This is a genomic window from Pseudomonas aeruginosa, from assembly GCF_001457615.1.
Classification (GTDB): domain Bacteria; phylum Pseudomonadota; class Gammaproteobacteria; order Pseudomonadales; family Pseudomonadaceae; genus Pseudomonas; species Pseudomonas aeruginosa.
The window spans coordinates 3998893-4012383 of the sequence record NZ_LN831024.1; the positions used below are offsets into that span (position 1 = coordinate 3998893).

Genomic DNA, 13491 nt, shown 5'->3' on the forward strand with positions numbered 1-13491 from the left:
CCGCATCCAGGCAACAGATATAACGCCCCTCGCCCGCGCCACACCGGCATTCCGCGCTGCGGATGGCCCACGATTGGGCTGGCGCAGGAGCGTCATGCCGGGCTCCTGGAGAGCCTCGAGGAGGTCCAGGGTCGAAGGGTCATCAGAACCATCGTCGACCAGAATGATCTCGAAGTCCTGGAAGCTCTGCCGGGCCAGGCTATCAAGCGCGCGCCTCAAATACCTCCCATGGTTGAAGCAGGGAATGACCACGCTCAGCAGGGGCTTCTGCGGATCCCACGGAGTGGCGTGTCCGGAAACCTGCCGGAGCGCCGAGGCCGAACCGATATCGAGGACAAGATGGACCAGGAGCCTTCCCTTCTCTCCCAGCCACGAACGAAAAGCAGGCGGTAGGGAAAATAGCAGACGTTGCAGAAAATGGGCCGACCTCACGCCCTTCACCTGGACACCGGTTCGGTTTCCATGGAGACCTCTTGCTCAGGCCGCACGCCCCCAGGCAGGTAGCCGGGTATGTTCCTGGCCGCATCCCTGAATGCGGCCCAGCCATGACGTCGCGTCAGCAACTCGCGGGCGCGTTTCACCCGTCTCGCCGTCTCCCCGGGATTGCCCAGCGCACTCCTGATTGCCCTTGCGAACTCGCCGGCATCGGCGTCAGCGCCGACCAGATAGCCCGTTTCGGTATTCAGGAACTCAGCGATACCCCGACGTCGGGGGCGACTATGGGCAGCCCTGCAGCAGTGGCTTCGAGCAGGATGTTCGGCAAGCCGTCATAGCGAGAGGTATACAGCAACATCGCATATCGCCCCTGCCGAGCCAGGGCCTGGAAGGAGTCGTAACGCCCATGAAGCCTGACATTCGGCAGGCGTCGCAGCTTCCTCTGGGTTTCTCCCCTGCAAGCAGGATCGACCTCGCCGTGGACTTCGAACAGGTATTCGGGAAGCGCCAGGGCAATCTCGTAGAGCAGGTCCGGCCTTTTCTGCGGCGAGATACGGCTGGCCCAAAGAATCGTCGAGCCTGCGGTCGGAATCGCCTCTGCATGGTCGCTGGCGGGAAAGTAGAGCCCATGCATGAGCTCCGGCGGAATGCCGTCCCGCTCGTGAATCTGTTGGAGGAAGGTCCGGTTATCCGAAAGCAGGCCCGCCAGGTGCATCCAGGACCGTGGGAGGAACTCGCTGGCATAGCCGCAGCGAACCGCATTGCCGTCCAGGTCGTCGCAAAAGACGCTGGCGTAAATCCGCTTACCCTCGAACGTCAACGTCTTGCCATGCCGCTCGAGCAGTTCCCAGGCCAGTTGCGAGTTGATGATGTGGATACTCCTGGCAGGACATTGCAGCAAAAGGCGCAGCAGTACCAGGCGCCGGTCCTCCTCGCCAAGCAGATTGCCCAGGCGTCCGAACTCCACCACCCGAACCTCCGCCGGAAGCCGGTTGAGCCAGGGAGACACCACATCCCGCGTGACCACTACCGTCACCTTCACGCCCATCTCGGCGCATAACCGCACATGATGCAGGATTCCCAGGTCAGCGCCACCACGCTGCAAATGCGGGACGAGGAAGACCATATCCGGCGCATATTCGATGAAGTCCGCCAGACATCCCCGGTACAGTTGCGCCGGTCCGTTATCTATCGGGGCCTTCCAGGAAGTGTAAACGCGCAGCTTCGCCGCCGTGGGATACAGGGCAGGCTCGATCCGGGCCAACGCCTTCATTTCGTCGACTATCCATGGCGGCAGCGCCATCGGAGAGGGTGACGGTACGACGACTGCCTCCTTGAGCAACCAGCCCTTCAAACGGTCGCAGACCAGTATGAAGCGTTGTAGTTGGCGCTCGGAGAGCACCCGCCGCAACGATCCAAGAATAGGTGGATAGGCTGTGCGAGCGAAGCTGGCCGCACGAGCTTTCAGTCTGCCGTTCAGGCTCATCAGGAAAGTTCCACTTGGTAGAAGTGCTGGATGCTCGGCTCATCGATGCGGGGCTGCCGCGGCAGGCATGTGCCTCCCCGGCCCCAGAGAAGCCGGCTAGTGATCGAAACACCGTCCATCGAAGAATCGTCCGGGGCGAACCACTGCGTTCAGCGCGCCCATGGCGGCCAGCATCGATGCTTCCTTGCGGCGATAGAACAGGCAGGTGCCGCTAGCCAGGGTGTGCTTCCGACCGGACGCAATCACCTCGAGATTCCAATGCCAATCTTCATAACCGAAGCCGGATTTCCCGACTCGGGTCTCCAGGTATGGAAGCTCCTGGAATACGGCTTTCTCGGCTACGACAACGGAAACCCATGGGTGATGCTTGAAGCAACTTTCCACGGGATAGTCTTCGCTCAGTTGATCTACCGAACGCCCCAGCAAATGGCAGGCTCCATGGCTCACCGTGTACTCGGGATGGACCACGACGCCATTGCCCTTCTCGGATACCACCTGCAGGGCTTCGACCAACCAGTTCGCCGAGCAGTAGTCGTCGCCATCCAACACCCCCACCGTGGACGCATCCGCGCTATCGATCCCGGCGTTCCGGGAAAGCCCGAGATCACCATGCTCGACCTGAAGGACCTTGTCGCCCTCGCGCAGGACCGGATGCTGCCTGACGATTCGCCGAGTCGTTTGCGAGGCGCGGTCGAGCACCGCCACCAACTGCACGGAAACCCCATGGTGCGACGCGAATTCACGCATGCGTTGAAAACCCAGCAGGCTCCAATGCGCCAGCACGTCTTCCGCATGGAAATTCATGATTAAACTGATATCCGGCATAAGGGTTCTCCCGGTTCTACAAGACGTAGTGGAATCGCTCGGCAACGTCGCAGACTATGTTGGCAACCAGCTCCTGCTCGTCCGGCGCCAGCCCCTTGCTCCATGCCACAGGCTCGTCGAAAGGCAAGGGGCGGTTGTTTCGCAGAGCGGCCAAGGTCGTTTGCGGCGCCTCGACGAAGTCCTCGCAGCGCAACAACTGGACGTAATCCCCGGCGTCCTCCAGTTGCAGTGCCAGGTAACGCCACCACAGAGCACGCCGGACAGCTAGGTGGTCGGTATCGGCAATGGCCAGCAGTGCCTTGCGCTGCCATCCCGTGAGGGCCAGGTCATCGGGACATCCGAACGGCTGGCGTTCGACGGCAGCCTGGCGCAGGTGCTCGAAGGTGTTCGCCCAGGAGTTCAGGGTGTCGTAGGGATGACGGATGGTTGCGATCAGCAACGCCGTCGGCATGACCTTGCGGATCAGGGGCAGCCGGGCGATATAGGCAAGCGTGTTCTTCGTTCCCAGGTGAAACGAAGCCCCCCGCACCTCAGCGAAATAGTCGCTGGACTGATCGTTGCCCCTGGCAGTGTCGTCGACCAGGCGGCCATTCACATGCTTGTTCGGCACGGGCCTGCCCGCCAGGATGTCGCGACGTAACTCTGCGTAGTAGCGTGGCAGTCCCCAAGGAAGAGGCGAGAGTTTCAGCGCTTCGAATACCTGAGGAGGTTCATTGAGCACCACGGTGTCGGGCTGCTGGGAGAGCAGACGGCATAGATGGCTGGTTCCGCTCCGGGGAATCCCGGTGATCACCAGGTCCTGTCCGGCCTCGACAGTGCCGGTGGAATCACCTTCCGAGAAAGCCAGCCGAGGCGCAGGAGCCAGGATTGCTTTCTTCCAGTTGGCATCCAGCGCAAGCACTTCGCGCAGCTCAGGGAAACGCTTGGCCAGTTCGTCCAGTTCGGCCCATAGCGAACGCTCGCGGACAAGTGTGTCGAGAGAATGGTAGTGGCAGAAGAAGGGCGGTAGGGACGCAGCGGATAGCGGCTTGATATGAAGCGGATAATTGAACCGTTCGCTGAGCGCTCTCGTCTTGTAGTTCAACGCGTGCAGAGCGACGGGTAGCGTCAGCTGGTCCAGCCAGGGCATCTTGTTGGTGATCAGCGGGTCCGCATGGACGCGTTCGGCGAGCCTGTACCAGACTTCGGCGAAACGCCTGGCATCACGTACCAGGATAAAGCCAGCGTTATAGTACGCAGGCATCGCTTCCCCGGAACAAGTGGTCACTACCCGATCTCCAGGCAATGCCGATCCCGCATGGGCGTATATGCGTTGCCAGTAATCGTTCTGTTTTGCCACCAATGCCATATCGGCAGGTTTGAGTGCCGCGTCGAAACGACAAAGCATGTCAGCTTCGAATGCATCGACACAGATCATGTCACTGTCGAGAAACAACGTATGCCCAACAGCCGGCCCCAGCGCCAACGCCGCGAACTTGTTGCCTATTGGATACTCTGGCCCGAAAGGACTATCCATAGGCAAAAGAGGAATGCCCAAACGTTCATATAAGCGTCGGGATGCATCGCTTGGCACACCCCAGTCAGCCTTTCCCGATGGACATGCGGCAATGATATCCATGGAAAAGCCAAAGCGTTTGCGTAGAGAAGCCGCCAACACGGCAGACTTGATTTCCAACTCGCCGGCGTGGACGACGAATACCATGGTCAAAGACGATGACATCATTGGGTAGCCCGGGTCTCGCAGCAGAACGAAACCGGCTCGAATGCCCCATGCAGATTCACCACTGCATCGAAGCACTTGGGCGAATTGAAGACCCTGAATATCGCCGCATTGACCTGTTTATCCATGAGTTCGCAAACGGACTCCGACAAAGAGTTCTCCAGACGAAACGTCAAGGCGTATTCGCCGGCCTGCAAGTCGCAGTCGAAGCTGATGCGTATTCTCAAGCGCCCGTCAGGCTCGACATTCAAAGCCTTGCCCAGCAATAAATTGTTTATGCCATAGAGGTTGTAACCGCGCTGGTCACGGATAGTCAGGGTGATCTTTGGGTGCTCCGGGACGGGTAGGTCAAATTGCACAAGTACCTCGACCCAGACACGTTCGCCCGAATCGAAGTAATCCCGGGCTTCGTCAAGTACGCCCATGCGGATGGATAGAAACCTGCCCTGCCCATTTCCATATGCAATTACCGAGTTCCCGTGTTCGCCAGAAGCGATCAGGCTTCCTGAGCGGACTTCCGCCCGCTGTGTCTCTATACTGTCCCGCAGATAGAGTTCCGTGGCTGTTTCACAGTCGCCATCGAATATCACTCTACCTTTGGATAGATAGATCGCTCGACTACAGTAACTCTTGATCAACTGTATATCGTGGGAGACCAGCAGGATGGTGATGCCTTTCAGCAGCAGTTCTTCAAGCCGGTTCAGGCATTTGAACTGAAACGCGGCGTCACCTACCGCCAGGGCCTCGTCCACGATCAGCACATCGGCATCGACATATGCCGCAATGGAGAAAGCCAAACGCACGAACATACCGCTCGAATATGTTCGAACCGGACGATCGATGAACTCACCGATATCGGCAAACTGGATTATCTCGTCGAGGCGTTCAGAAATTTCCTGCTCGCCCAGTCCAAGAAGCATGGCATTGAAGATTATGTTTTCCCTGCCGGTGTACTCCATGTTGAAACCGGCCCCCAGCTCCAACAGTGCCGCTACCCTTTCTGGGCGAACCACCTGCCCACTCGTAGGTCGCAAGGTACCCGCAAGTATCTGCAGCAAGGTGGACTTCCCGGAGCCGTTGCAGCCGATTACTCCAACCACCTCCCCAGGAAAAACCTGGAAACTCACATTCCGCAGAGCCCAGAATTCCGAATAAAACTTCTTTCTCTCACCCCAGATGGCCTGCAACATCCTTTGATGAGGAGCCCTGTAGACTCTAAAACCCTTGCTTATATCTACGGCCGCAAGTACCGGCGCATTACCATTCATACAACTCACAGCGAGATCCCTACAACGCAGAAAGCATCGTATTGTTTATCCTGAAAACGTCATAGCGCTGTTCCGCCAACGATCTACTGGCTTCTCCCATACGTGCGATGAGCGAAGGCGACTCGATGAACTTCAACATTGCCGCGGCTAAACTCTGCGGACTCTTGATCGGTACCAGAAACCCATTGACACCATCCAGTACCGTTTCACGACATCCCGTCCAGTCAGTCGTTATCACAGGCTTCCCCAGGGACATGGCCTCCTGACTACTTCTCGGCACACCTTCTCTATAATAGGATGGCAGCACGAATACACTCGTATTGGCCACCCATGCCTTGATGTCATGCACATGGCCAGGCCACTCCAACAAGCCTTCGACTACCCACTGGTTCATTTCCTCCCGTGACACCCTTCCTGGATTACTGTCGACGCCTCCCAAGACCAGAAAACGCGCGAGCGGACTGCGTTTTCTAACGATTCTCGCGGCTTCCACAAAATCATAGATACCTTTCTCCTTGAGAAGACGAGCGACAAACACGAAAGTAATAGGCCGCAACACGGGAGAACTCGCGGCAAAATAATCAAGATCGACGCCTATACCCGGCAATATCAAGGCACGTCCCGTCTTGGCCAGCCGAGGGCTCACAAACAGATCGTAGTCATCCTGGTTGAGCAGAAATACACGAGACGAGAACCGAAGGACCAACCTGATCGAACAGGTCACGACATGCCTAAGCAGCTTCCGTAGAAAATGGGTATAGCCTTCTTCCGAATAGATGAAACCAGCGCCTTCGATCATCGAATAGCGTAATCTGACACCCGTCAAAAAAGCCGCGATACCACCGTAGATAACGGGCTTTATAAAGTAACTGAACACGGCATCGATCTTCAGCGCCCGCAGCTTGCAGATCAGACTCAGGAGTGCGTGCAACTCCTGAAAGGGATTCATGCCCGCACGTTTCAAGCTGTAGGAAACCGGAATTGCTCCAAGCTCCGAAACTTGACGGCTTGTCACCTCGTCATAGTCTGGAGCGAAAGCGTAGACCTTCGCTCCTCGACGTACGACCTCTCGAATGAAATCGCCACGAAAATTGTAGATTGAAAAAGCCTGATTGGAGATCAGCGCAAGGTTGCTAAAAGGCAACCCATCGACAACAGCGGCGTGATTCATGAATACCCACTCGGATTGGAAACCTGCCAGCGCCAGGCATCCGCAATCATGCATTCGAGGCCCAGCCCCGCCTTCCAGCCCAACTCTCGCTCCGCCTTGGAAACATCCGCCCAGCACTCGGCCACATCGCCTGGGCGGCGACCGGACACCGTAAAGGGAATGCGCCTGCCAGAGACTCGCTCGAAAGCTTCGATGACCTGCAAGACCGAATAGCCGGTGCCCGTCCCAAGATTCCAGACGTGGTAGCCGTGCCCCTGCCCCAGGTATTCGAGCGCCTTGGTATGTCCTGCTGCCAGGTCGCAAACATGGATGTAGTCCCGGACTCCCGTCCCGTCGATAGTCGGATAGTCGCCGCCATGTACCGTCAACCGACTCAAACGTCCGACTGCAACCTGGGCGATATAGGGCAGAAGATTGTTTGGGGTACCGCATGGGTCCTCACCGATGAGGCCGCTTTCATGAGCACCGATGGGATTGAAGTATCTGAGCACCGCGATGGACCAACGCGCATCGGAGCGAGCCAGGTCATCGAGCATGTGCTCGGCAGTCAGTTTTGTCCGGCCATAGGGACTGGCCACGCCTCCCACTTTCGAACTCTCGGATATAGGCAAGGTGCCAGGCATCTGATAGATCGTTGCGGAAGAACTGAAGACAATCTTGAATACCCCGACCCTCTGCATGGCGCGTAGCAGCGAAATAGCTCCCTGAACGTTGCTCTCGTAATACTCCAGCGGGTCATCAACGCTTTCTCCAACAGCTTTCAACCCTGCCAGATGAATGACCGCATCAACCTTCTCATCGATCAGCAGGCGCTCAACAAGAAGACTGTCTCTAACATCTCCCAGTACGAAGCCAACCGAATGCCCGGTTATTCTTTCCACTCGCTTTAGAGATTCCGAAGAACCGTTGACAAGATTATCCAGAACCACAACCTTGGCGCCTTGGCCTAAGAGTTCGACCAACACATGAGAGCCAATGAATCCTGCACCTCCTGTGACCAATACGCGCATCTCGCCTCACCTTGATACGTACAGAGCTGGGTTTTCAGGGGTAAGAACTCCCATCGAGCCCGTCTGTAACGCACTCTCTTTCTACTTACCCAGTGGAAAAGGAGGCGATCGAGAAGATCGCCTCCTTTGGCCTGCAGCTAAAGTGACTTAGTTGCGGTTGTTACCAGCCTTGTGGTTCTCCGAGGTGGACGAGCCATCTTCGTTGAAGTTGCCTTGGGTGGTGGAGGTCATGTTGGTGATGGTGCCATTGGCAGAGCGGATCAGGCCGAGCGCCTCGCAAGTTGGGAACTCGCCTTCCAGGACCAGACGTGCGCGACCGTTGGCACCGTTCCAGTTGGTACCGTCGATACCGAAGGCCTTGGCTACTTCGGTTACGGTGTACACACCGGTTTCGTGCGCTTTCAGGGCAGTCTTCCCACTCGAGTCGGTCAGGTAGGTGCTGCCAGTCGCCGGATAACGCTTACCGTTCTGGTCGAACAGTACCCCGCGCACCTTGCCGTCCCGACCATCGTCGCTGGTGTTGGTCAGACGAATGAAGAACTGGTCGGAAACATTGGAGCCAGGCAGATTGAACAGACTGGCGACGCAACTGTTCTTCCAGAACTCGTCGAGACGGTTGCCTGCAATGGTACGGTCGACATAGCGTACGTTCTCGAAGTCGACCTTCAGATCACCCACGTCGAAACGTTGCAGCGCCTGCATCGGCACGGTGCCGGAAGCCTTCACGCAGACGTTGTAGGTCTGGTTGATATTCGAGTTGTCGAACGATACCGGCAAAGTACCGTTGCCCTGCGCATCCACTACACCTTCGATGGCGGCAGAATTCCAGAGCTTGGCGGCAGACCCCGGATTGGCGGCAAAGGCGGAGCAGTTCCCGGTGGTCAGGCCGATGTCGCTGATCCCGTTGAAGTTACCCGACAGGGTGCTGGTCACCTTGTCGCCACCGGCGAAACCAAACACGGTTCGACCCGCCTCGTTGAGCACATCCGTATTGATGCCGAGCCGTACGGCGCCCAGACGCGCATAGTTGGCACCATAATAATCGGTGTTATCGCCACCGACGGACACCGAGGTATCGAAGGAGCGATCCTGATTGTTCAGGTTCAACGGATGCAGGACGCGATTCTGCCCATACTGGTTGGTGTTGAGAACGTCCCAGTAAACCGCGGGCAGCGAAGTGAAAATGGTCAGGGGCGGTGCAGAGTCGTTATTCGCAGGGTTGCCGGCATCGGCGCCAGTGGTGGTATCGAACTGTGCGGAAACCGTGACCTGGAAACGCAATTCGTTCAGCGGGTCGTTTTGCAGGCTCACTTTCGGATTCCAGGATCCAGCCACGAAGGTGGCATCGCCCTGAAGCGGAGCGCGCATGTTGGTGACCTTGGCAGGCTGGCTGTCCTGGCTGCTCGGCTCGCGGAAGTTGAAGAACACCACGTTGCCGCCGGTCGCGGTCTGCTTGATCATGTCGGCACCCGCCTGGTCGAGGCGCAGCTCAAGCGTGTTGTCGGTGGCGCCAGTGCCGCTGGTGATGACGAAGCCGCTACCCGCAGCCAGGGCGCCGATCTTGATCTGGTTGGCGGTCACGGCCTTGGCGAAGCGCACGACGGTACGACCAAGGGTCAGCTTGATGGTGTGGCCCGCAGCGGCATTTCCAGCCTTCACTGGATCGATGGTGTAGGTAACGCTGGGCAGGTCAAAGGTAGTTTCTTCGGACTTGTTGCCGAAAATCTCCTGAGCCAGGGTGATGTTGGCCGCCTTGCTATCGAGGTTGGCACCATTTTCCACACTCTTGCCGACGACATAGTTGGCCTGTCCTGGTCCGTACTGCTCGGTTGCACCAGGCGAGTTCGCCTCCAGAGTGGGGCTTGTGGCAATAGCAACCACTCCGGCAGCGTTCGCGACTCCAGCAAACAGTGCCGAAGCTACAGCGGCGCTGAGTAGTGTTCTTTTGAGCATGAGAAAATAACTCCTTGAAGCGTTTATATTGAGCATTCCAGTCAAGTGTCCATCTTTGGACGACACGCTAATGATCATGTATCGGTAATCAACCAACACATCGACAGGCCTGACACCATGAATACTTCCAATCATTCCGGTGATACCGATCGAATTGACGCCCAGCCACTACCTGAAGTGGCCACATAGGCACCAACGGATGGCTTTATATAATTGCCAAAGCACCTCAGCAATAGCAAAAAGTGCGTTTTCACCTCTTCCTATTTAATAAATGAATTTTCCTACGGAAGAAGGTAAAAACAAAAACCTTAAAATAGAGAAAATTCTTAAGAATATCCAAGCGATCACGAACAAACGTTTCTAAAAACCGGGTCACACCCAGAAGTAAAAGGCTACTTCTGAGCATTTAGAAAGAAGATTCGCAATAGATTTTTATGGATGGATACGGCCCGGAAAGTTCCAGGCCTATCGGGGACCACGACGAGAGTCGTCTAGATGAGTGTTGCAGGTGACCGACCTCATTCCATACGGCAGGCGCCCGGTCTATCGGAGCAGGCCAGTGTCTTGCTCAGCATGGCGCGCAGCTTTTCCGTCACTTCCCTGGCATCGGCATCACTTTCCAGCACGTAAGGCTGGATCAACATGATGACTTCTTCACGGGTCTTCACGGCTTTCTGGCGTCCGAAGAGGAAACCGATCCCGGGAATGTCCTTCAGGAGAGGCACGCCAGCGTTGGAGTCCGTTATGTTGTCCCGAATCAGCCCCCCCATCAGCACCGACCCACCGCTTTTCAACGTAAGCGATGTTTCCAGCGACGTCCTGGAAATCTCCGGAGCGCTGATTCCTCCGCCACTGGCCTTGCCACCGCCGCCGGAAGAACCGCCACTGTCGCTCAACTCCTGGCTGACCGTAAGATCGACCCGACTATCCGAGTAGACTACGGGGGCGACATTCAGAATTGTGCCGGTAGAGCGGTAGGCAATTTCATTGCGCAGGTTGGTGCTTCCAGCAGTGGTGCTGTCGTCATTGACCTGGGCCGTTGGGATAGGAATATCCCGACCGACATTGATGTTGGCCTGCTCGCCGCTCTTGACCAAGATACGGGGAGTGGCGAGTACCCGGACTCGTTGATTGTCCGCCATTGCCTGGATGGCTGCGGTATTGCCTCCGGCGGTGTTGATGACGTAGTTGAAGCCTCCTTTCCCGGCGCTGCCCTTGCTTCCGGTCGAGGTCGCGCTATTGAAACTGCCGTTGAGCATCTCCCACTCCACGCCCAACTCCTGGGTGTCGCTGAGACTTACGCTGGCCACCGTCACCTCGATCAATACCTGGCGGGCCGGCTTGTCCATTTCCCGGAGCAAGCCCTGCATCTGCTGCCAGGTACGCGCCGCTCCTCGGAACAAGATGGCGTTTCGATTCTCGTCCTCCACTATGGTGCCGCTGCCGCTGATACCGGCCGCCAAGCCACCGAGCAAACCGTTAGCACCGTCGCCCCCCACCAACGCTGCGGCACCTGCGGCTTGCAGCAAGGGAGCCACCGCCGGTGCCGCACCATCGTCTCCGGCGCGCCTGCCACCGCCAGATCGCTTGGAAGCGCTGCTTTGCAGTCCGGAGGTGATCCCGTAGGCCCCCTCCCCGGCGAACCCCGATACCAATGCCCGCAACGACTTGGCCAGTTCGGTGACACGGGTATTGCGAGCTTCGTAGAAGAACAGTCCTTCCTTCTCCTCGCCGATACCTGCGGCAACCGCCATCGGAGCCCTGTCGACCTGCTGCGCCCACTCGCGCACCAAGTCGAGAAGTTGGCCATCGTTGGCGAAGACGATGAGGCCATTGGAACTTTCCAGCGGTACCAGCATTATGCTGCCGACCGCTTCGCCGATACCGACGCTGTAGCCTTGCGCCGCAATCACGCTCTTGAGTTGACTGGCCATGTCGGCAGCACTGACGAAGGCCGGGTCGATACGCAGGCTGTGACGTCCACGCATGAAAGGTTGATCGAGAAGGCGGACGGCTTCGGTGGCCTGGTTGACGATGGAAGACATGCCCTTGAGCATCAAGCCACTCCGCGCACCATCGGCCATCACGCTCAGGCCGGATTTTTCGTAGGCACTGTTCAACCAGGGAATCACATCCTTGGGGTCGACGCTGTGCAACGCCACGAATTGAAATACCGGCCGATAGGCAATCGGCACACTAGGCCGTGCTTCGCCACTGATGAGAATGGGCGGCTCGTCCGGGCTGAGCCCTACCTGCTTGATCTGGAAGCGATAGATATCGCCTTGGTGGAGTATCTCCACGCCGTAGTTGACGAGCACCTGGCGCGCGACTTCGTAGACCATCTGTGCAGTCTGCGGCTGTTCCAAACGAACGGTCACGCGATCAGTCTTTTCCTTCAGAGCGCTTTCGATCTCAAACGGCAAACCGAGGATGTTGCCGAATACCTCGTTGATGAATGCGGCAAGCTGCACGTCCTCCACGTTCAGACTGATGTCAGCCTTCTTGTCGTCGAGGATCGCCTTGTCCATTCGATCGACTACACCGCCTACGATCGACCGAGGCGATGTGGGCGTGCCACTGAACTCCGTCTTCGGAACAGCCAACGATGCCGGAGCTTTCTTTCCGTCGTCGCTCACCAGGGCTACGCCCTCGGTTGCCTTGGCTTTTTCCGACTTCGCGAGCAATGGTTCGGGAAACTGCAATGGGGAAGTACTGCAACCTGCCAATAGGGCCAGACAGACGACAATGGACAACGGGTGGCGCAAGAAGGCAAAGCTCGGCCTATGGCAAGGGTGCATACAGTTTCCTTTCAAAACCCTGGGTGTTCCCATCCTGCGAGAACGAGAAGCGGATTCCTTGTTCAGTGATGCTCTCCAGACGCTCGCCGCCAGGCAGAGTGGCGCCCGCCGCAAAACGCCGCAGAGGCCCCTCGGCGCTTTTGGCAACAAGGGCGAAGATGCCGCCTTCATCGCGGACAATGCCGCGTAGCAGCCAATCGACCTTGATTAGCGCCACTCCATCCACGCCCACCGAAACCCGCTTCGATTCAGCTTCGCGCTCCTCGTCCACGGTTCTCCCCCACCACGACATTCCAGCCAACTTGCCGGCAACCGTCGTATCAACCGCAACGGACGGAACTTCCGCCAGAACCCACTTCCGGGCTTCAGGAGTGGGCAAGGCGGAAAGATCGGCACTCGGAGCAAAGACAAGTCCGGCAAAGATGGAAGCGACCAGAAGCAGAAGATTCCAGCGAGCAAAGGCATGAGGCGTCATTGGGTTTGCAAATGGCAGGATGGAAAGCGATGAGTTGAAGATGCGGGAAGTGTGGCATTTATAGAAAATTGAAAATCCTGAGTTAGAAGTAAGAAAACTCCCAACTTACAAGTCGTAAAACCCAATCATTTCGAGACTCCATCGCCAAGCACGCAAGGACCCGACCATTACGGCAGGCGGCACCGGATGGATAGGCAAACAGTGCAGTCGGTACGGGTAACGGCTTGCACACCCCGCGCAGGATTCGCGTCACTCGGCCAGGACTGTCACTGCACCGAGACGCCAACAGCGGCAATGCAACCGACATTCACCTAGCGAACTCGGCCAAGAGCAGGAAGGCGAACCGACTC

The 13491-nt window shown here is 57.5% G+C and carries 8 protein-coding genes and 2 pseudogenes; all 10 read right to left on the reverse strand.

Annotated features, from left to right (window positions below; genetic code table 11):
* Positions 1-81: 81 nt before the first annotated feature.
* Positions 82-441, reverse strand: a pseudogene (locus AT700_RS30615) (glycosyltransferase family 2 protein); the annotation flags it as partial.
* Positions 438-1921 (reverse strand): annotated as a pseudogene (locus AT700_RS18260) (glycosyltransferase family 4 protein). The pseudogenes AT700_RS18260 and AT700_RS30615, both read right to left, overlap by 4 nt.
* A gap of 96 nt (positions 1922-2017) precedes the next feature.
* Positions 2018-2746 (reverse strand): glycosyltransferase family A protein, encoded by a 729-nt coding sequence (locus AT700_RS18265; protein WP_034020573.1) that lies wholly within the window; start codon positions 2744-2746, stop codon positions 2018-2020.
* A 16-nt stretch (positions 2747-2762) separates the two neighbouring features.
* Positions 2763-4319, reverse strand: a complete 1557-nt coding sequence (locus tag AT700_RS18270; protein ID WP_033936205.1) for a sulfotransferase — start codon at positions 4317-4319, stop codon at positions 2763-2765.
* Between the two features lie 146 nt (positions 4320-4465).
* Positions 4466-5734: an ABC transporter ATP-binding protein gene (locus AT700_RS18275; protein ID WP_078801554.1), complete on the reverse strand. Its 1269-nt coding sequence runs from the start codon at positions 5732-5734 to the stop codon at positions 4466-4468.
* Positions 5735-5753: 19 nt separating this feature from the next.
* Positions 5754-6878, reverse strand: a complete 1125-nt coding sequence (locus AT700_RS18280) for a glycosyltransferase family 4 protein (protein ID WP_034020576.1) — start codon at positions 6876-6878, stop codon at positions 5754-5756.
* A gap of 23 nt (positions 6879-6901) precedes the next feature.
* The gene (gene galE / locus AT700_RS18285) at positions 6902-7915 is read right to left on the reverse strand and encodes a UDP-glucose 4-epimerase GalE (protein ID WP_078801553.1); all 1014 of its coding nucleotides are present in this window, start codon (positions 7913-7915) and stop codon (positions 6902-6904) included.
* A 147-nt stretch (positions 7916-8062) separates the two neighbouring features.
* The gene (locus AT700_RS18290) at positions 8063-9868 is read right to left on the reverse strand and encodes a hypothetical protein (RefSeq protein WP_023094126.1); all 1806 of its coding nucleotides are present in this window, start codon (positions 9866-9868) and stop codon (positions 8063-8065) included.
* A gap of 518 nt (positions 9869-10386) precedes the next feature.
* Positions 10387-12666, reverse strand: coding sequence for a type II secretion system protein GspD (locus AT700_RS18295; protein ID WP_034007581.1), 2280 nt, complete (start codon positions 12664-12666; stop codon positions 10387-10389).
* On the reverse strand, positions 12650-13141 hold the full coding sequence (locus AT700_RS18300) for a hypothetical protein (RefSeq protein ID WP_025997456.1): 492 nt from the start codon (positions 13139-13141) through the stop codon (positions 12650-12652). The genes AT700_RS18295 and AT700_RS18300 overlap by 17 nt, the downstream gene beginning before the upstream one ends.
* Between the last annotated feature and the right edge of the window lie 350 nt (positions 13142-13491).

What these genes read in the sequence shown, in the direction of transcription:
- AT700_RS18265 (WP_034020573.1), bottom strand. Translation starts at nt 2,746, where the DNA reads ATGCCGGATATCAGTTTAATCATGAATTTCCATGCGGAAGACGTGCTG.
- AT700_RS18275 (WP_078801554.1), bottom strand. Translation starts at nt 5,734, where the DNA reads ATGAATGGTAATGCGCCGGTACTTGCGGCCGTAGATATAAGCAAGGGT.
- galE (WP_078801553.1), bottom strand. Translation starts at nt 7,915, where the DNA reads ATGCGCGTATTGGTCACAGGAGGTGCAGGATTCATTGGCTCTCATGTG.
- AT700_RS18290 (WP_023094126.1), bottom strand. Translation starts at nt 9,868, where the DNA reads ATGCTCAAAAGAACACTACTCAGCGCCGCTGTAGCTTCGGCACTGTTT.
- AT700_RS18295 (WP_034007581.1), bottom strand. Translation starts at nt 12,666, where the DNA reads ATGCACCCTTGCCATAGGCCGAGCTTTGCCTTCTTGCGCCACCCGTTG.
- AT700_RS18300 (WP_025997456.1), bottom strand. Translation starts at nt 13,141, where the DNA reads ATGACGCCTCATGCCTTTGCTCGCTGGAATCTTCTGCTTCTGGTCGCT.